Annotated in this window: 15 protein-coding genes; 10 read left to right on the plus strand and 5 right to left on the minus strand. The window is 50.9% G+C overall.

The genetic code is table 11. The features are described 5' to 3' along the window. Nucleotides 1–112: 112 nt before the first annotated feature. The 5 genes from dmsA to FDW88_RS08425 all read left to right on the plus strand — a co-directional run bounded on the left by dmsA (nt 113) and on the right by FDW88_RS08425 (nt 7,114). Nucleotides 113–2,557: a dimethylsulfoxide reductase subunit A gene (dmsA, locus tag FDW88_RS08405; protein WP_117341707.1), complete on the plus strand. Its 2,445-nt coding sequence runs from the start codon at nt 113–115 to the stop codon at nt 2,555–2,557. 10 nt (nt 2,558–2,567) lie between these two features. Then, nucleotides 2,568–3,185 carry a dimethylsulfoxide reductase iron-sulfur subunit DmsB gene (gene dmsB, locus FDW88_RS08410; RefSeq protein ID WP_137362369.1) on the plus strand — a complete coding sequence of 206 codons (618 nt, stop codon included), beginning with the start codon at nt 2,568–2,570 and terminating at the stop codon, nt 3,183–3,185. Nucleotide 3,186: 1 nt separating this feature from the next. Then, nucleotides 3,187–4,050 (plus strand): dimethyl sulfoxide reductase anchor subunit family protein, encoded by an 864-nt coding sequence (locus FDW88_RS08415; protein ID WP_115258946.1) that lies wholly within the window; start codon nt 3,187–3,189, stop codon nt 4,048–4,050. Between the two features lie 280 nt (nt 4,051–4,330). Then, nucleotides 4,331–5,479 (plus strand): MFS transporter, encoded by a 1,149-nt coding sequence (locus tag FDW88_RS08420; RefSeq protein WP_137362370.1) that lies wholly within the window; start codon nt 4,331–4,333, stop codon nt 5,477–5,479. 213 nt (nt 5,480–5,692) lie between these two features. Then, nucleotides 5,693–7,114 carry an APC family permease gene (locus FDW88_RS08425; RefSeq protein ID WP_096757687.1) on the plus strand — a complete coding sequence of 474 codons (1,422 nt, stop codon included), beginning with the start codon at nt 5,693–5,695 and terminating at the stop codon, nt 7,112–7,114. Between the two features lie 48 nt (nt 7,115–7,162). On the opposite strand, the gene FDW88_RS08430 is transcribed toward FDW88_RS08425, so the two are convergent. The 5 genes from FDW88_RS08430 to ycaO form a co-directional block, all read right to left on the minus strand. Further along, the gene (locus FDW88_RS08430; protein WP_164496606.1) at nt 7,163–7,954 is read right to left on the minus strand and encodes a hypothetical protein; all 792 of its coding nucleotides are present in this window, start codon (nt 7,952–7,954) and stop codon (nt 7,163–7,165) included. 97 nt (nt 7,955–8,051) lie between these two features. Then, nucleotides 8,052–8,792 (minus strand): pyruvate formate lyase 1-activating protein, encoded by a 741-nt coding sequence (gene pflA, locus FDW88_RS08435; RefSeq protein ID WP_096757686.1) that lies wholly within the window; start codon nt 8,790–8,792, stop codon nt 8,052–8,054. A 190-nt stretch (nt 8,793–8,982) separates the two neighbouring features. After that, on the minus strand, nt 8,983–11,265 hold the full coding sequence (gene pflB, locus FDW88_RS08440; protein WP_096757685.1) for a formate C-acetyltransferase: 2,283 nt from the start codon (nt 11,263–11,265) through the stop codon (nt 8,983–8,985). 59 nt (nt 11,266–11,324) lie between these two features. Continuing rightward, nucleotides 11,325–12,182 carry a formate transporter FocA gene (gene focA / locus FDW88_RS08445; protein WP_135322512.1) on the minus strand — a complete coding sequence of 286 codons (858 nt, stop codon included), beginning with the start codon at nt 12,180–12,182 and terminating at the stop codon, nt 11,325–11,327. 404 nt (nt 12,183–12,586) lie between these two features. Then, nucleotides 12,587–14,347 (minus strand): 30S ribosomal protein S12 methylthiotransferase accessory factor YcaO, encoded by a 1,761-nt coding sequence (gene ycaO, locus FDW88_RS08450; protein ID WP_115258945.1) that lies wholly within the window; start codon nt 14,345–14,347, stop codon nt 12,587–12,589. A gap of 135 nt (nt 14,348–14,482) precedes the next feature. Between ycaO and FDW88_RS08455 the strand changes: the two genes are divergently transcribed. The 5 genes from FDW88_RS08455 (at nt 14,483) to rpsA (ending at nt 20,474) form a co-directional block, all read left to right on the plus strand. Further along, on the plus strand, nt 14,483–15,175 hold the full coding sequence (locus FDW88_RS08455) for a DUF421 domain-containing protein (RefSeq protein ID WP_117341710.1): 693 nt from the start codon (nt 14,483–14,485) through the stop codon (nt 15,173–15,175). 214 nt (nt 15,176–15,389) lie between these two features. Beyond that, a complete protein-coding gene (gene serC, locus FDW88_RS08460) occupies nt 15,390–16,478 on the plus strand; it encodes a 3-phosphoserine/phosphohydroxythreonine transaminase (RefSeq protein ID WP_137362371.1) in 1,089 nt (362 codons plus the stop codon). Nucleotides 16,479–16,548: 70 nt separating this feature from the next. After that, nucleotides 16,549–17,832, plus strand: coding sequence for a 3-phosphoshikimate 1-carboxyvinyltransferase (gene aroA / locus FDW88_RS08465; protein ID WP_137362372.1), 1,284 nt, complete (start codon nt 16,549–16,551; stop codon nt 17,830–17,832). Between the two features lie 171 nt (nt 17,833–18,003). Then, nucleotides 18,004–18,687 carry a (d)CMP kinase gene (gene cmk / locus FDW88_RS08470; protein ID WP_045441261.1) on the plus strand — a complete coding sequence of 228 codons (684 nt, stop codon included), beginning with the start codon at nt 18,004–18,006 and terminating at the stop codon, nt 18,685–18,687. Nucleotides 18,688–18,800: 113 nt separating this feature from the next. Continuing rightward, nucleotides 18,801–20,474, plus strand: coding sequence for a 30S ribosomal protein S1 (rpsA, locus tag FDW88_RS08475; protein ID WP_096757679.1), 1,674 nt, complete (start codon nt 18,801–18,803; stop codon nt 20,472–20,474). The last annotated feature ends 120 nt before the right edge of the window (nt 20,475–20,594 follow it).

A 20,594-nucleotide genomic window follows, 5' to 3' on the forward strand; every position in this document is an offset into this window, starting at 1 on the left:
ATCTCTGTCTTTACGCAAATTCACTATTTATCAGTCTGTATAACGATAATATCGATATATAAGTATCTATACAGCGTTTGTTTATTTATTGTGAGCAGCAGAGTGAGCCACTATGAAAACTAAGATCCCCGATGCCGTGCTGGCAGCTGAGGTGAGTCGTCGCGGTTTGGTCAAAACGACGGCGATAGGCGGGCTGGCGATGGCCAGCAGCGCGTTTACCCTGCCATTTACCCGTATTGCCAATGCTGCAGAAGCCATTAATCCGGCGCAGATCAATGAGAAAGTGATCTGGAGCGCCTGTACGGTGAACTGCGGTAGCCGCTGTCCGCTGCGTATGCACGTGGTGGACGGTGAAATCAAATATGTTGAAACCGACAACACCGGCGATGACAATTATGATGGCCTGCACCAGGTTAGAGCCTGCCTGCGCGGCCGCTCTATGCGCCGTCGTGTCTATAATCCGGATCGGCTGAAATACCCAATGAAGCGCGTGGGTAAGCGCGGTGAAGGTAAGTTTGAGCGCATCAGTTGGGATGAGGCCTATGACATCATCGCCACCAACATGCAGCGCCTGATCAAAGACTACGGCAACGAGTCTATCTACCTGAACTACGGCACCGGTACGCTGGGCGGAACCATGACACGCTCATGGCCACCGGGTAAAACGCTGGTCGCTCGTCTGATGAACTGCTGTGGTGGTTATCTGAACCACTACGGGGATTACTCTTCTGCACAAATCGCGGCTGGTTTGAACTATACCTACGGCGGCTGGGCGGACGGTAACAGTCCGTCTGATATCGAAAACAGTAAACTGGTTGTTCTGTTTGGTAATAACCCTGGTGAAACCCGCATGAGCGGTGGCGGGGTGACGTATTACCTTGAACAGGCACGGCAGAAATCCAATGCGCGAATGATTATTATCGATCCGCGCTACACGGACACCGGTGCGGGTCGTGAAGATGAATGGATCCCGATTCGTCCGGGCACCGATGCGGCACTGGTCAATGGCCTGGCGTACGTGTTGATTACCGAAAATATGGTTGATCAACCGTTCCTCGATAAATACTGCGTGGGGTATGACGAGAAAACTCTCCCGGCGAGCGCACCAAAGAATGGCCACTATAAGGCTTACATTTTAGGTCAGGGTAAAGACGGTATCGCGAAGACCCCGGAATGGGCCGCGCAGATAACCGGTATTCCTGCTGAACGCATCGTTAAGCTGGCACGTGAAATTGGCAGCGCCAAACCTGCCTACATCAGTCAGGGTTGGGGACCACAGCGTCACGCCAATGGTGAAATTGCCACCCGTGCTATTTCTATGTTGGCTATCCTGACCGGTAACGTCGGTATTAATGGTGGCAACAGCGGTGCGCGTGAAGGCTCTTACGATCTGCCGTTTGAACGTATGCCGACGCTGGAAAACCCGGTTGAAACCAGTATCTCGATGTTTATGTGGACGGACGCCATTGAGCGCGGCCCGGAAATGACGGCACTGCGTGACGGTGTTCGCGGTAAAGATAAGCTTGATGTGCCCATTAAGATGATCTGGAACTATGCTGGTAACTGTCTGATTAACCAGCACTCTGATATCAACCGCACGCATGAAATCCTGCAGGATGATAAGAAGTGCGAGATGATTGTCGTCATTGATTGCCACATGACGTCCTCGGCGAAATACGCGGATATTTTGCTGCCAGACTGCACAGCGTCTGAACAAATGGACTTCGCGCTGGATGCCTCCTGCGGGAATATGTCGTATGTGATTTTCACCGATCAGGCCATCAAACCTCGCTTTGAATGCAAGACCATCTACCAAATGACCAGCGAACTGGCGAAGCGCCTTGGCGTTGAGCAGCAGTTTACGGAAGGCCGTACTCAGGAAGAGTGGATGCGTCATTTGTATGAACAGTCGCGCAAAGCGATACCTGAACTGCCTACGTTTGAAGAGTTCCGCAAGCAGGGGATCTTTAAACAGCGCGATCCAGAAGGACATCATGTGGCGTACAAAGCGTTCCGTGAGGATCCTCAAGCCAACCCGCTCACAACGCCATCGGGCAAAATTGAAATTTATTCTCAGGCGCTGGCAGACATTGCGGCTACCTGGGAATTGCCTGAAGACGATGTGATCGATCCATTGCCAGTTTACGCCCCGGGCTTTGAAAGTTTAAGCGATCCGCTGGCGGATAAATTCCCACTGCAGTTGACGGGCTTCCACTACAAATCTCGCGTTCACTCGACCTATGGCAACGTGGATGTACTGAAAGCGTCCTGCCGCCAGGAAATGTGGATCAACCCGTTGGACGCGCAACGACGCGGTATTAGCAACGGCGACAAGGTACGCATCTTTAACGAGCGTGGCGAGGTGCATATCGAGGCGAAAGTGACGCCGCGTATGATGCCGGGCGTGGTAGCGCTAGGTGAGGGAGCCTGGTATGACCCGGATATGAAACGTGTGGATCAGGGCGGCTGCATCAACGTGCTGACGACCCAGCGTCCTTCTCCGCTCGCGAAGGGGAACCCGTCACATACGAACCTTGTTCAGGTTGAAAAGGTGTAAGGAGTAACCGATGACAACCCAGTATGGATTTTTTATTGATTCCAGCCGTTGCACCGGTTGCAAAACCTGCGAACTGGCCTGCAAAGACTACAAAGATTTAACCCCGGATGTCAGCTTCCGCCGTATTTACGAATATGTCGGTGGCGACTGGCAAGAAGACAACGGCGTTTGGCACCAGAACGTCTTTGCCTATTACCTGTCTATTGCGTGTAACCATTGTGAAGACCCGGCGTGTACCAAGGTATGTCCGAGTGGCGCGATGCACAAGCGTGAAGACGGTTTTGTGGTCGTCGATGAGGATGTGTGCATTGGCTGTCGTTATTGCCATATGGCCTGTCCTTACGGCGCGCCACAGTACAATGCGGCCAAAGGGCATATGACCAAGTGTGATGGCTGCCACGACCGTGTGGCCGAGGGCAAAAAGCCGATTTGCGTCGAATCATGTCCATTGCGCGCGCTGGATTTTGGTCCGATTGATGAACTGCGCAAAAAACACGGTGAGCTGGCGGCGGTTGCGCCACTACCGGGCGCACATTTCACCAAACCCAGCATTGTAATCAAACCTAATGCCAATAGCCGCCCGACCGGGGATACCACGGGTTATCTGGCTAATCCGAAGGAGGTGTAAGATGGGAAGTGGATGGCATGAGTGGCCGCTGATGATCTTCACGGTCTTCGGGCAGTGCGTGGTTGGCGGTTTTATTGTTCTGGCGCTGGCATTGATGAAAGGGGGCTTACGTCCCGACGCACAGCAGCGCGTCGTTGCCTGTATGTTGGGCCTGTGGGTGTTAATGGGCATCGGCTTTATTGCCTCCATGCTGCACCTGGGATCGCCGATGCGTGCTTTTAACTCCCTTAACCGCATCGGTGCCTCTGCACTGAGTAACGAAATTGCCAGCGGTTCGCTGTTCTTCGCGGTGGGCGGTATCGGCTGGCTGATGGCGACGTTGAAAAAAATGCCGTCTGCGTTACGTACTCTGTGGCTAATCGTCACTATGGTACTGGGCGTGGTTTTCGTTTGGATGATGGTGCGGGTGTATAACACTATTGATACGATCCCAACCTGGTACAGCCTCTGGACGCCGCTGGGCTTCTTCCTGACGCTGTTTTTGGGGGGGCCGCTGTTAGGTTATCTGCTGCTGCGCGTGGCTGGAGTAGACGGCTGGGCAATGCGCCTGCTGCCGGCGATTTCCATATTTGCGCTGGTGGTGAGTGCTATCATGGCGGTAATGCAGGGCACTGAACTGGCGACTATTCACAGTTCTGTTCAGCAGGCATCTGCATTGGTACCGGACTACGGCTCGCTGATGGCGTGGCGTATTGCGGCACTGGCTTTGGCGCTGTGCTGCTGGGTTGTGCCGCAGGTTAAAGGCTACCAACCGGCCGTACCGTTACTGTCAGTGGCGTTTATTTTGCTGCTTGTCGGTGAGCTGATCGGGCGCGGTGTGTTCTACGGTCTGCATATGACCGTGGGCATGGCGGTTGCCAGCTGACCTAAAGAATGCCGAATGGCGCAGCTAACGGCGCCATTCGGCAAATAAAAAATGCGATACATCCATGAAATATTTCGACTGAACGAAACGCGATAATTTTGTTTTAGATCAATTAAAACAAACAGATGTGTTTTCCTATTTTTTATCCATTCATATTAAGAATCAGTAATACGAATCGATCGTCATGAAAGCGCCTCAGGCCCCTGATTGCGCCGATTGACAATGTTTTTGGCAGTGGCATGATGCGCATGAAATTTGAACTTCCTCACGGTTTTTATTCATGTCTACCTATACCCGACCCGTTATGCTATTGCTGTGCGGGCTACTGCTGCTGACCCTGGCGATCGCCGTGTTAAACACGCTCGTCCCGCTTTGGCTCGCCCATGAAAATCTCCCGACCTGGCAGGTGGGTGTGGTCAGTTCGTCTTATTTCACCGGTAATCTGGTGGGGACGTTGCTGACCGGGTATTTAATCAGACATCTTGGCTTCAACCGCAGCTATTACATTGCCTCGTTTATCTTCGCCGTGGGGTGTATTGGGCTGGGTGTGATGGTGGGATTCTGGAGCTGGATGACCTGGCGTTTTATCGCCGGTGTCGGCTGTGCCATGATTTGGGTGGTGGTGGAAAGCGCGCTGATGTGCAGCGGGACCTCTCGTAACCGCGGACGCTTACTGGCTGCCTATATGATGGTCTATTACGTGGGAACGTTTTTAGGGCAGCTGTTAGTCAGTAAAGTCTCGACAGATCTCATGAGCGTTTTGCCGTGGGTTACTGGCACGATTCTGGCAGGCGTATTACCACTGCTCTTTACCCGCATTATGAATCAGCAAAGCGAGGAACAACATTTGACGCCGATAGCATCGATGTTGAGACTTCGTCAGGCGCGACTGGGCGTGAATGGCTGCATTATCTCCGGTATTGTGCTGGGCTCGTTGTATGGCTTGATGCCGCTGTACCTTAATCATCAGGGGGCCAGTAACGCCAGCATTGGTTTCTGGATGGCGGTGATGGTCAGCGCTGGTATTCTGGGACAATGGCCGATTGGTCGTCTGGCGGATAAATTAGGTCGCCTGCTGGTTTTACGCGTTCAGGTCTTTGTGGTGATCCTCGGTAGCATTGCGATGCTGAATCAGGCGGCAATGGCCCCTGCGTTGTTCATGTTAGGTGCGGCCGGTTTTACGCTCTATCCAGTGGCAATGGCCTGGGCCTGCGAAAAAGTGGAACATCATCAACTGGTTGCCATGAACCAGGCATTGTTATTAAGCTATACCGTGGGGAGCCTGCTGGGGCCGTCATTTACCGCGATGCTGATGCAGAACTTCTCAGATAGCCTGTTGTTTATCATGATCGCCAGCGTGTCGTTTATTTATTTACTGATGCTGCTGCGTAAAACAGGACACAAGCCCAATTCCGTGGCACATATCTGAAGCTATTTAACGATTACGGTGGGTTTCCATTCATACAAATTATGTATGTTTGGTGAGAATCCACCGTATTTAATTCCCCCTCATTTTTGCTGAAAAATAAACTGTGCAGAAGGTTATAGTTTTACATTCTGCCATTTCCGCCCGTTCATTTTACCGCGCATAATCCCTCGCCTTATTTATTGATATTTAAAATAACCCCACGAAGGATCGCGTATGGCCGGTGCACAGGAAAAACAGTTGCGATGGTACAACATCGCCTTGATGTCGTTTATTACCGTTTGGGGGTTTGGCAACGTTGTAAACAACTATGCTAATCAGGGATTAGTCGTTGTCTCCTCCTGGATTTTTATTTTTGCGCTCTATTTTATCCCTTACGCACTGATCGTCGGGCAGCTTGGCTCCACGTTTAAAGAGGGGAAAGGTGGCGTCAGTACCTGGATTAAACACACCATGGGGCCGGGGCTGGCTTACCTTGCCGCATGGACTTACTGGGTAGTGCATATTCCTTACCTGGCGCAGAAACCGCAGGCTATCCTGATTGCCCTGGGCTGGGCGCTGAAGGGGGATGGGTCACTCATTAAAGAATACACCGTCGTGGCGTTACAGGGGCTGACGCTGGCGCTGTTTGTCTTCTTCATGTGGGTTGCATCCCGTGGGATGAAGTCACTGAAAATTGTGGGTTCCGTGGCGGGAATTGCGATGTTTGTGATGTCGATTCTGTATGTCGTGATGGCGGTAACCGCGCCGGCAATTACGGATGTTGAGATCGCTACCACCAACATCACCTGGGAATCGTTCATTCCGCATATTGATTTTACCTATATCACGACGATTTCGATGCTGGTCTTCGCGGTGGGTGGCGCGGAAAAAATTTCACCTTACGTTAACCAGACCCGCAATCCAGGCAAAGAATTCCCGAAAGGGATGTTGATTCTGGCGATTATGGTGGCGGTATGTGCAATTCTCGGCTCGCTGGCAATGGGGATGATGTTTGACTCCCGGCATATTCCCGATGATTTAATGACCAATGGTCAATATTATGCTTTCCAGAAACTGGGCGAGTATTACGGGATGGGTAACACGCTGATGGTCATTTATGCGGTTGCCAACACGCTGGGGCAGATTGCTGCGTTGGTGTTTTCTATCGATGCGCCGCTTAAAGTCCTGCTGGGTGATGCGGACAGTCGATATATTCCTGCGCGTTTGTGCCGTACGAATGCGTCCGGCACACCGGTGAACGGTTATATATTGACGTTAGTATTAGTCGCGATTCTGATTATGTTGCCGACGCTGGGTATTGGTGACATGAATAATTTGTATAAATGGTTGCTGAATCTCAACTCAGTTGTTATGCCATTGCGTTATTTATGGGTGTTCGTGGCATTTATTGCCGTTATACGGCTGGCGCAGAAATATAAGTCAGAATATGTCTTTATTCGCAACAAAACGCTGGCATTAACCGTCGGAGGATGGTGTTTTGCCTTCACTGCATTTGCTTGTGTCACCGGGATTTTTCCAAAAATGGAAGCCTTTACCCCGGAGTGGACTTTCCAGCTGACGCTGAACATTGTGACACCGTTTGTACTGGTCGGATTGGGCTTAATTTTCCCGCTGCTGGCGAGAAGAAAGAGTTAAACGAGCGATAATAAGAAGGAGATAGCTAGGCTATCTCCTTCTGGCGGCTCAGGACAGCGGGGCAAGTTCGTCGGGAATGGTATATTGGTGACCGTCATAGCGCAGTAACCAGTTGGCTTTACCCGGTTTATCTTTCGCTGCGCATTGCTCATTGGCATCAACATAGCTCGTGGATGCCACGCTTTTCTCGGTTACCCGAATATCAACATACCCATTCTGCGAACCGGTATCCAGCGCCAGGCTGCGTTTACTGTCGCTGAAGGTTCCCTCGCAGTTGCCATCCCATTCTCCGCTGCTATTTTCCAGCACGATACCGTTTAGTATTGGCCGGAGCTGATTATTGTCGATGACATACAGCGAAAGTGCCGTTTCACTAAATGGATTGACCCGAGAACTGCCGGTGCGGGAGATACGCAAGCCGAATGCGGTCTGTTCAGGCGTAACCTTCCAGCGAGCGGTATCAAGTGCCAGGCCGGTGATGCGAATGGCATCGTCGCTCATTCTCTCTGGCAGGCGTAATCGTTGTTTTACGTCGAGTGTGGTGGAATCGAGCACCAGAAGCTCCATATCGCCGACGTTATCGTAATCGCTATACTGCTGTGTCATTAATGGTACAGCGGCCAGCGTCAGCTCAGGGTGCGCTGGCCAGATGCGGCAAATCGCGCTTTTGGGTGAATCACTGTGGGTGGTAATAACCCGGTTATCTTGAGTGATGGTGCCTTGCGACGTTGTCCTGGCATCCGGCCAGGCGTGCTGGATGATGGCATTAATATCGCAGTTGCTGGCGGCATTCGCGGCCTGAGCAGACAACAGTAACACTCCTGAGATGAATAACCGCATGACGTCCTTTCCTGTGTTGTGACCCGTTTGCCGAAGAGGTAAGTGCACATAACAAAACGGCCACCATGTTAGGCAGCCGTTTTACAAGGATGTAAACTCAATACATCACTTTATGACCATACTGTTCCAGGATACCTTTCACGCGATCCATGGTTTCTTTCTTCGGTGGCTTAACGCCATCCAGCTTATATTCTTCGCCCATCGCCACCCATTTGTGTTTACCCAACTCATGGTAAGGCAGTAATTCGATTTTTTCGACGTTGCCCATATCACGGGTAAACTCGCCCAGACGGTGTGCTGAGTCGTCATCGTCAGACCAGCCTGGTACGACGACGTAGCGGATCCACACCTTGATGTCTTTGTTAGACAGATAGCGTGCGAACTCCAGTGTACGATGGTTAGACACACCGACCAGGTTCTGGTGAATTTCGTCGTTCATCTGTTTGAGGTCGAGCATCACCAGATCGGTGACTTCCAGCAGTTCATCAATCACCGGATCGTAGCGGCGGACAAAACCGTTGGTGTCGAGACAGGTATGAATACCTTCTTTTCTACAGGCGCGGAACCAGTCACGAACGAATTCGGCCTGCAGAATAGCCTCACCACCGGATGCCGTTACTCCGCCACCGGAGGCGTTCATAAAGTGGCGATAGGTTACCACTTCTTTCATCAATTCTTCGACGGTGACTTCTTTACCACCGTGCGTGTCCCACGTATCACGGTTATGGCAATACAGGCAGCGCATCAGGCAGCCCTGGAAGAAGGTAATAAAGCGGATGCCCGGGCCGTCTACGGTGCCACAGGATTCAAAGGAGTGAATGCGACCAATAACTGACATTGCGGTGTATCTCCAGATGTGGCCCATCCGGGGCCAGAGTGAGTGCACAGTTATTAACTGTGTCGAGTCTGTTTTGGCAGTCATCCATAAGTATAGATAGCTGACGAAAGAGACTTAGTTGCTAAAAAGGCCCCACTTACGTGGAGCCTTTATTGTACGACATTTAACGCGTGATTTCAGTCAAAACCAATTACATGGTCTGAGTGAAAGTACGAGTAATAACATCCTGCTGCTGTTCTTTAGTCAGGGAGTTAAAACGTACTGCATAACCCGATACACGGATGGTCAGCTGAGGATATTTCTCAGGATGTTCCATCGCGTCCAGCAGCATTTCACGGTTCATGACGTTCACGTTCAGGTGCTGACCACCTTCGATGGACGCTTCGTGATGGAAGTAACCGTCCATCAGGCCTGCCAGGTTGGTCTTACGAACTTCGTCGTCTTTACCCAGTGCGTTCGGAACAATAGAGAAGGTGTAAGAGATACCATCTTTAGCGTAAGCAAACGGCAGTTTAGCAACGGAGGTCAGAGAGGCAACAGCACCTTTCTGGTCACGGCCGTGCATTGGGTTAGCACCCGGTCCGAACGGTGCGCCAGCACGACGACCATCTGGGGTATTACCCGTTTTCTTACCATACACAACGTTAGAGGTGATGGTCAGAACAGACTGAGTCGGGATAGCGTTACGGTAAGTAGTCAGTTTCTGAATTTTCTTCATGAAACGTTCTACCAGGTCAACCGCCATGTCATCAACGCGAGAGTCGTTGTTACCAAACTGCGGGTATTCGCCTTCGATTTCGAAGTCGATAGCCAGACCGTCTTCGTCACGAATCGGTTTAACTTTCGCATATTTGATTGCAGACAGGGAGTCAGCAGCAACGGACAGACCTGCGATACCACACGCCATGGTGCGAACAACGTCACGGTCGTGCAGCGCCATCAGAGCGGCTTCGTAGCTGTACTTGTCGTGCATGTAGTGGATGACGTTCAGTGCGGTGACGTACTGTTTGGCCAGCCAATCCATAAAGTGATCCATACGTTCCATCACTTCGTCGAAGTTCAGAACGTCACTTTTGATTGGTTCAGATTTCGGACCAACCTGGATTTTCAGTTTTTCATCAACGCCGCCGTTGATTGCGTACAGCATGGTTTTCGCCAGGTTTGCACGCGCACCGAAGAACTGCATTTGTTTACCAACAACCATCGGGCTTACGCAGCAAGCGATAGCGTAATCGTCGTTGTTGAAGTCCGGACGCATCAGGTCATCGTTCTCATACTGCAGAGAAGAGGTATCGATAGACACTTTAGCGGCGAATTTCTTGAAGTTCAGAGGCAGTTTTTCAGACCACAGAACGGTGATGTTCGGCTCCGGAGAAGGACCCATGGTGTACAGGGTGTTCAGGAAGCGGAAGCTGTTTTTGGTAACCAGAGTACGGCCGTCAACGCCCATACCGCCGATTGATTCAGTTGCCCAAATCGGGTCACCGGAGAACAGTTCATCATATTCAGGTGTACGCAGGAAACGAACCATACGCAGTTTCATGACCAGGTGGTCAATCATTTCCTGAGCGTCTTGCTCGGTGATTTTGCCTGCTTTGATATCACGTTCGATGTATGCATCCAGGAAGGTGGATACACGACCGAAGGACATTGCTGCACCGTTCTGAGACTTAACAGCGGCCAGGTAGCCGAAGTAGGTCCACTGGATAGCTTCCTGAGCGTTGGTAGCCGGACCAGAGATATCACAGCCATATTTAGCCGCCATTTCTTTGATCTGACCCAGTGCGCGGTGCTGTTCAGCAATTTCTTCACGCAGACGGATAGTTGCTTCCAGGTTTACGCCATTTTCCAGATCGGACTGCAGAGAGACGAACTGAGCGTACTTGTCTTTCATCAGGTAGTCGATACCGTACAGCGCAATGCGACGGTAGTCACCGATGATACGGCCACGGCCATACGCATCTGGCAGACCAGTCAGAATACCGGATTTACGGCAGTTCAGAATGTCTTTGGTATAAACATCGAATACGCCCTGGTTGTGGGTTTTGCGGTATTCGGTGAAGATTTTTTTCAGCATCGGGTCCAGTTCGCGATTGTACGCTTTGCAGGAACCTTCAACCATTTTGATGCCGCCAAACGGAATGATCGCACGTTTCAGTGGAGCTTCAGTCTGCAGACCAACGATTTTCTCAAGCTGCTTGTTGATGTAGCCAGCATCGTGAGAAGTGATGGTAGAAGCAACGGAGGTGTCAAAGTCAACAGGCGCGTGAGTACGGTTTTCCTGTTTAACGCCTTCCATCACGCTGTCCCACAGCTTGGTGGTCGCGTCAGTTGCGCCAGCCAGGAAGGACTCGTCACCCTCATACGGAGTGTAGTTTTTCTGAATGAAGTCACGGACGTTTACTTCATTCTGCCAATCACCTTTGGTAAAACCTTCCCAGGCTGTGGCTAACTTTTCATTAAGCTCGGACATGTAACACCTACCTTCTTAAGTGGATTTTTTATTTACTACGTGTAATGGGCATCAACAAATTAGTGATGATCGTTACCACGTAGGTAAATGACCCAGTATGTCAACCCGACTAACAAACCGCCGCCGATAATGTTACCGATCGTAACCGGAATCAGGTTATCGGTGATGAAATTCATCACGGTCAGGTGTGAAAAATTCTCCGGAGAAGAACCGACAGCGGTCCAGAATTCCGGTGTGGCGAAATCGCGTATTACGATACCCATAGGGATCATAAACATGTTTGCGATACTGTGCTCAAAACCGCTGGCAACAAACATTGCGACCGGCAATACCATGATAAACGCTTTGTCCATCAGGCTACGGCCTGAGTAGCTCATCCATACGGCCAGGCACACCATCAGGTTTGCCAGAATACCGAGGCTGACGGCTTCAACAAAGGTGTGATGCACTTTGTGATCGGCGGTTTGCAGGACATTTAGCCCCCATGCGCCGTTAGCGGTCATATATTCGCCGGAAAGCCACATCAGTAGCACAAAGAGCAAGCAACCTACCAGGTTGCCAACATAAACGTTGAGCCAGTTTTTTGCCAGTTGGCCCCAGGTAATACGTCCACTGGCCTTAGCGACGACAATCAGTACGGTTGAAGTAAAGAGGTCAGCGCCGCAGACAACACAAAGAATCAGTCCCAGGGAAAAGCAGATACCACCGATCAACTTGGCCATACCGAAAGGCATTGTTCCAGTACCGGTCGTGGCGGTGATATAGAAAACAAAGGCAATTGAAATGAACACACCGGCAGTAATTGCCAGATAGAACGTCTTAAGCGGATGTTTCGTTGCTTTATAGACGCCTGCTTCTTCGGCAACTTTGGCCATAGCAGCAGGAAGTATAAGATCAAAAGGGTTGTCAGCTTTCACACTAACTCTCTCTTTATTAAGTCGGCGACGAGATACTAACAAAGCATTATAGATGAGAATTTGATATAGATCATATCTCGCCTGGCTTATAGGCCCGTAAGACGCATGGTTTTTATGCGATTACGGAGTAACTTTTTGATTATTATAGTAAAAATAAATTTTAAAAATTATAAGGTGAGTTGAATTTTTTCCTTTCGCCTCCCGTTTAGCGGTTAATTAAAATGGAGTAATTGAGATAAAATGCAACACTATCAAGCTATTTTTTTTAATATCAACTACTAATTTTTAACCTTGTTTTTACATTTGTTTTTGATTAAGCAAAAATAAAAAAACGGGGCACAAAATGCGCCCCGTAATATAGCGTAGTCAATTGTTGAAGCCTACTCAGAGCAGGCTAATTGCCATTATTTTGACCAGTATGCTGCTTTTGCACGCTGCAGTTTTTCATAGGCTTTCAGCAGAGACTGATGCGCCGGGAAAGCCTGCAGATCGCTGTCGACGGACTGGAGGCCATAAAAAGGCGCTTCTCCGCTTAATGCCGCACTCGCCGCTTCAACCGCATCGGCACCGTACATACGGACAAAAGCGTTCAGATACTGCAGCGGCTGGCGATCGTCTTCCTGCGACAACAGCAGCAGCGTTTGCAGGCAACGGTAGTAGTTGGCGCGTTCGGCGCTAAAGACCGATGCGTTAAACTCCATTGTCCATTCGGTCCAAATCAGTGCCTGCTCCAGGTCACCGCCGGCCAGTGCCAGCATCACTTTCAGCTCACCAATACGCAGCGTAGACCAGCCGTTGTCTGAACCTGTTGCCAGACCCAGCAGCTCACGTACGCGGGTAAAGTCGTCAAAACCTTCTTCATCCAGTTGTTCGAGCAGGCTGAGATAGTCTTCTTTATCCCACTCGCTGCCCGGCAGAGAAAGAATGGTTTCACGCAGATGTGTGCCCATACCGTTGTTCGCTAACCACAGATCTTCAGCCGGATAGATATCAGACATCCCCGGAACGATGATGCGGCAGGCGTACACGCCCAGATGCTCGTAATCAGCGATATACACTTCTTTATCTTCGGTTTTGAAGATAGCCATCAGGGTGGCGAACTCTTCTTCCGTAGTGCCGGAGAAATTCCAGTCAACGAACGGATAATCGGCATCTTGCTTGAACAAATCCCAGGAGATCAGGCCGCTGGAATCGATGAAGTGGGTTTCGAGGTTGGTATGCTCAGCCACTTCTTCATCATCAAAGGTCGGGGGCATAAAGACATCAAGATCTTTCAGACCGCGGCCCTGCAACAGTTCAGTGACGGTTCGCTCCAGTGCCACGCCGAAGTCCGGGTGGGCGCCAAATGACGCAAAGCAGGTCCCGTTAGCCGGGTTAAACAGTACTACGCAGATAACCGGGTATTTGCCGCCCAGCGAGCCGTCATAGGCGAAAATTGGGAACCCTTCGGCTTCCAGTTTGGCGATGGACTCGACCACAGCCGGGTAACGCGCCAGCACGTCGGCTGGGATTTCCGGCAGACTGATGCTTTCTGCGATAATGCGGTTCTTCACATAACGTTCAAAGACTTCAGAAAGCCCCTGAACGCGTGCTTCATTTGGGGTGTTACCGGCAGACATTCCGTTGGAAACGTACAGGTTGCCAATGATATTCATCGGAATGTACACGGTTTGGTTATCAGACTGGCGGGTAAACGGCAGACCGCAAACGCCGCGTTCTTCATTGCCTGACTGCAGGTCGATCAGCATGCTGCCGGTCAGTTCATTTTCCGGATCGTAGAACGCGCGCAGACGGGCATCCAACAGACCTTCTGGAACGTCATCCTCTTCGGTTAACGGGAACCATTTTTCGTTCGGATAATGTACGAATGGACCGTTAGCGACAGTTTCACCCAGCCAGAAATCGGCAAAAAAGTAGTTGGTGGACAGACGCTCAAAATATTCGCCCAGCGCGGAAGCCAGAGCCGCTTTTTTCGTCGCGCCTTTACCGTTGGTGAAACACAGTGCGCACTCTTTATCGCGAATATGCACAGACCAAACGTTAGGAACGGGGTTTAACCATGAGGCTTCTTCAATCTGGAAACCAAGGTCGAGTAATTTTTGCTGGAAGCGGGCGATGGAATCTTCCAGCGCGGCATCTTTGCCGGGAATAAATGTTTGCGTCATGAAAATCACTTTTGTCGTACGGAAAGCGCGCAATGATACGGGTTTTATATGAATGGCGCTATCGCCGCCACTGCGGTGACGCAAATAAAAGCGTTGACTATGCTTTCACACGATAACCCACGTTAAGAGTACAAAATGAAAGCATTCGATTTACACCGTATGGCGCTGGATAAAGTGCCCATGGAGTTTCTGGGTGAGGTGGCGCTGCGCAGCTTGTATACCTTTATATTGGTTTTTCTGTTTTTAAAGCTCACGGGGCGGCGTGGTGTACGCCAGATGTCGCTTTTTGAAGTGTTGATTATCCTGACGCTGGGGTCGGCAGCGGGGGATGTGGCGTTTTATGACGATGTTCCGCTGCTACCGGTGCTGGTGGTATTCATTACCCTGGCGCTGCTGTATCGCTTAGTGATGTGGCTGATGGCACACAGTGAAAAGCTGGAGGATCTGCTGGAGGGTAAACCGCTGGTGATCATCGAAGACGGCGAACTGTCATGGTCGAAGCTCAATAACGCCAATATGACGGAATTCGAGTTTTTTATGGAATTGCGGTTGAACGGTGTGGAGCAATTAGGGCAGGTGAAGCTCGCTATTCTGGAGACAAACGGGCAAATCAGCGTCTATTTCTTTGCCGATGAAGACGTCAAACCCGGTCTCAGCATTCTGCCTAAACACTGTACGCAACGCTTTAAGGTGGTACCGGCGGCAGGGGATTATGCCTGCGTACGCTGTAGTGAGGTTATTCACATGCGCGCTGGGGATCATCAATTATGTCCGCGCTGTGCAAATCCAGAATGGACGAAGGCCAGTCGGGCAAAACGGGTCACCTGACAGCGAAAATATCGGTTTTGAGCCGTCAATCCGATAGATTCTGTTGTGTGACGAATGACACATTTTTCCCCTGACCCGTATTACCCATTGCGGCGCGTGTCGCTGAATGATAAAACCGATATCCACAGGAAAAACATATACCCAATGTCTGTCACAGGAATTATTGCCAACGACAGGATGTTGACCGGATAACAACACAACGTGGTGAGGGGAAATGACTCAGGTCTTCAATTTTAGTTCAGGCCCGGCAATGCTACCGGCGGACGTACTTAAACTGGCTCAACAGGATCTCCGCGACTGGAATGGTCTTGGCACGTCGGTGATGGAAATTAGCCACCGTGGTAAAGAGTTTATCCAGGTCGCAGAGGAAGCAGAGCAGGATTTTCGCGATCTCCTCAGCATTCCCTCCAACTACAAAGTGTTGTTCTGCCATGGCGGTGGTCGCGGTCAGTTCGCCGGGATCCCGCTCAATATTTTAGGCGATAAGACCACGGCAGATTACGTCGATGCTGGTTATTGGGCAGCCAGCGCCATTAAAGAAGCGAAGAAATACTGCACACCAAACGTGATTGATGCCAAAGTCACCGTTGACGGCCTGCGGGCGGTCACGCCAATGAGTGAATGGCAGCTTTCTGACAATGCGGCTTATCTGCACTATTGCCCGAACGAAACCATTGATGGTATTGCAATCGATGAGACGCCGAATTTTGCCAGTAACGTTGTGGTGACCGCTGACCTGTCTTCCACCATCTTGTCTGGACCGCTTGATGTTAGCCGCTATGGCGTAATCTACGCTGGCGCGCAGAAAAACATCGGCCCAGCGGGTCTGACGATCGTCATCGTACGTGAAGATTTACTCGGCAAAGCGCACGTGTCCTGCCCGTCGATCCTCGATTACACCGTCCTGAACGACAATGACTCGATGTTTAACACGCCGCCGACATTTGCCTGGTACCTCTCTGGTCTGGTCTTTAAGTGGCTGAAAGCACAAGGCGGCGTCAGCGCAATGGACAAAATTAACCAGCAAAAAGCGGAACTGTTGTACGGCGTCATTGATAACAGTGACTTCTATCGTAACGATGTTGCGAAGTCTAACCGCTCGCGCATGAACGTTCCTTTCCAGTTGGCTGACAGCTTACTGGATAAACTGTTCCTGGAAGAGTCTTTTGCTGCTGGTCTGCATGCGCTGAAAGGGCATCGTGTGGTCGGTGGGATGCGCGCGTCTATCTACAATGCAATGCCGCTTGAAGGCGTGAAAGCGTTGACCGATTTCATGATCGATTTCGAGCGTCGCCGCGGCTAATCTGCTGTTATTTTTCATCCCCACAGCCAGCCTGTGGGGTTTTTATATCTGTTTTTGAGAGTTAAGTTTCATGGAATCCCTGACGTTACAACCCATTGCGCGGGTAGATGGCACCATCAATCTGCCTGGTTCTAAAAGTGTTTCTAACCGCGCTTTGCTGCTGGCTGCATTAGCAAATGGCACCACTGTCCTGACCAACCTGCTGGACAGTGATGATGTCCGCCATATGCTTAACGCGCTGAATGCGTTAGGGATTAGTTATACCCTTTCTGCCGATCGTACCCGCTGCGAAATCATCGGTAACGGCGGCGCGTTACAGGCCGAAGGTGCAGTCGAACTGTTTCTTGGCAACGCCGGCACCGCGATGCGTCCGCTGGCGGCTGCGCTGTGTCTGGGGCGCAACGATATTGTACTGACGGGTGAACCGCGTATGAAAGAGCGCCCGATTGGCCATCTGGTCGACGCGTTACGCCAGGGGGGGGCAAACATTGATTACCTTGAGCAGCAAAACTATCCGCCTTTACGACTGCGCGGTGGTTTTATCGGTGGTCAGGTTGACGTGGACGGCAGCGTGTCCAGCCAGTTCCTCACCGCGTTGCTGATGACCGCGCCGCTGGCGCCGCAGGATACGACGATCGCAATTAAAGGCGAGCTGGTATCAAAACCTTACATCGATATTACGCTAAACCTGATGAAAACCTTTGGCGTTGAGATTGAGAACCAGAACTACCAACATTTTGTTGTCAAAGGTGGACAGCAGTACCAGTCCCCTGGCGCATACCTGGTGGAAGGGGATGCGTCGTCGGCCTCGTATTTCCTTGCAGCCGGAGCGATTAAAGGCGGTACGGTGAAAGTCACCGGGATTGGTCGCAACAGCATGCAGGGCGATATTCGCTTTGCCGATGTGCTGGAAAAAATGGGTGCGACCGTGACGTGGGGAGATGACTTCATTGCCTGTACGCACGGGGAATTACACGCCATTGATATGGATATGAACCACATTCCGGATGCGGCGATGACGATTGCTACCGCGGCGCTGTTTGCGAAAGGCACCACGACTCTTCGCAACATCTACAACTGGCGAGTCAAGGAGACAGACCGTTTATTTGCGATGGCGACGGAGCTGCGTAAGGTGGGCGCTGAAGTGGAAGAGGGGCATGATTTTATCCGTATCACGCCACCTGCTACGTTAACATTTGCTGATATTGCGACCTATAACGATCACCGCATGGCGATGTGTTTCTCGCTGGTGGCACTGTCTGACACGCCAGTCACTATTCTTGACCCTAAATGCACGGCCAAAACCTTCCCGGATTATTTCGAACAGTTGGCACGTATTAGTACACCTGCCTGATTTGATGGCCGCACTACCACGTGCGGCACATTCTGACATCCTCGATTGCCCATTTATTCTACACTCAGCTTCAATGATTCTGTATTTTTCACACAAAGATAACGATCGTTGACGTTGGCGCGTATAATGCGCGGCGTTTACGTTAACGTATGCCTGTTTAAGGAGAAAAAGATGACGGCAATTGCCCCGGTTATTACCATTGATGGCCCAAGCGGTGCAGGTAAAGGCACCTTGTGCAAAGCAATGGCGGAAGCATTGCAGTGGCATCTGTTAGATTCTGGCGCGATTTATCGTGTACTGGCGCTTGCGGCGTTACATCACCATGTTGATGTCGCCTCTGAAGATGCGCTGGTCCCGCTGGCGTCACATCTGGATGTGCGTTTTATCTCAACAGACGGCAATCTGGAAGTTATCCTTGAAGGTGAAGATGTTAGCGGTGAAATCCGCACTCAGGAAGTGGCAAACGCCGCCTCTCAGGTTGCCGCGTTTCCCCGTGTGCGTGAAGCGCTGTTGCGTCGTCAACGCGCCTTCCGTGAAGCGCCGGGATTAATCGCTGACGGACGCGACATGGGGACCGTGGTATTCCCTGACGCGCCGGTGAAAATTTTTCTGGACGCTTCCTCGCAAGAACGTGCGCATCGACGTATGCTACAGTTGCAGGAGAAGGGCTTTAGTGTTAACTTTGAACGCCTTTTGGCCGAGATCGAAGAACGCGACGACCGCGATCGAAACCGTGCGGTAGCGCCGTTAGTTCCTGCTGCTGATGCCTTAGTTTTGGATTCAACCCGATTAAGCATTGAGCAAGTGATTGAAAAAGCGTTACAATACGCGCGCCAAAAACTGGCACTCGCTTAAGTGCGACCGAATTTGCAGTACCCCCGTAGCAATGGAGTGTTAGCGGGTATGTTAAACAACCCCATCCGGCATGGAGCCAGGTGGACGTTAAATATGAAACCTGAAGATTAAACATGACAGAATCTTTTGCTCAACTATTTGAAGAATCCTTAAAAACAATTGAAACCCGTCCGGGTTCCATCGTCCGTGGTGTTGTTGTTGCTATCGACAAAGATATCGTACTGGTTGACGCCGGTCTGAAATCTGAGTCTGCCATTCCGGCAGAGCAGTTCAAAAACGCCCAGGGCGAGCTGGAAATCCAGGTTGGTGACGAAGTTGACGTTGCTCTGGATGCAGTAGAAGACGGCTTCGGTGAAACTCTGCTGTCCCGTGAAAAAGCTAAACGTCACGAAGCTTGGATCACGCTGGAAAAAGCTTACGAAGAAGCTGCGACCGTTACTGGTGTTATCAATGGCAAAGTCAAGGGTGGCTTCACTGTTGAGCTGAATGGTATTCGCGCGTTCCTGCCGGGTTCCCTGGTAGACGTTCGTCCGGTCCGCGACACGCTGCACCTGGAAGGCAAAGAGCTTGAATTCAAAGTAATCAAGCTGGATCAGAAACGTAACAACGTCGTTGTTTCCCGTCGTGCCGTTATCGAATCCGAAAACAGCGCAGAACGCGATCAGCTGCTGGAAAACCTGCAGGAAGGCATGGAAGTTAAAGGTATCGTTAAGAACCTCACTGACTACGGTGCATTCGTTGATCTGGGTGGCGTTGACGGCCTGCTGCACATCACCGACATGGCATGGAAACGCGTTAAGCATCCGAGCGAAATCGTAAACGTTGGCGACGAAATCACTGTTAAAGTGCTGAAGTTCGACCGCGAGCGTACTCGTGTATCTCTGGGCCTGAAACAGCTGGGCGAAGATCCATGGGTAGCTATCGCTAAGCGTTATCCGGAAGGTACCAAACTGACTGGTCGCGTGACCAACCTGACCGACTACGGCTGCTTCGTTGAAATCGAAGAAGGCGTTGAAGGCCTGGTTCACGTTTCCGAAATGGATTGGACCAACAAAAACATCCACCCGTCCAAAGTTGTTAACGTTGGCGACGTAGTGGAAGTTATGGTTCTGGATATCGACGAAGAACGTCGTCGTATCTCCCTGGGTCTGAAGCAGTGCAAAAACAACCCATGGCAGCAGTTCGCGGAAACCCACAACAAGGGTGACCGTGTTGAAGGTAAAATCAAGTCTATCACTGACTTCGGTATCTTCATCGGCCTGGACGGCGGCATCGACGGCCTGGTTCACCTGTCTGACATCTCCTGGAACGTTGCAGGCGAAGAAGCAGTTCGTGAATACAAAAAAGGCGACGAAATCGCAGCAGTTGTTCTGCAGGTTGACGCAGAACGTGAGCGTATCTCTCTGGGCGTTAAACAGCTCGCAGAAGATCCGTTCAACAACTGGGTTGCACTGAACAAGAAAGGCGCAATCGTAAACGGTAAAGTGACTGCAGTTGACGCTAAAGGCGCAACCGTAGAACTGGCTGACGGCGTTGAAGGTTACCTGCGCGCTTCTGAAGCTTCACGTGACCGCGTTGAAGATGCAACTCTGGTTCTGAGCGTAGGCGACGACGTTGAAGCTAAATTCACCGGCGTTGATCGTAAGAACCGTGCAATCAGCCTGTCTGTTCGTGCTAAAGACGAAGCTGATGAGAAAGATGCAATCGCAACTGTTAACAAACAGGAAGATGCAAACTTCTCTAACAACGCAATGGCTGAAGCTTTCAAAGCAGCTAAAGGCGAGTAATATCGAGTGCTTTAAATCCTTTGTGCTATTAACAGCACAAAGGGTAACGAGTAGCTTGACAGATTACAGGATTCGTCCTGTAATCAATGACAAAGGGCGGCTACGGCCGCCCTTAATCAA

Source organism: Citrobacter sp. wls829, assembly GCF_005280825.1.
Classification (GTDB): domain Bacteria; phylum Pseudomonadota; class Gammaproteobacteria; order Enterobacterales; family Enterobacteriaceae; genus Citrobacter; species Citrobacter gillenii.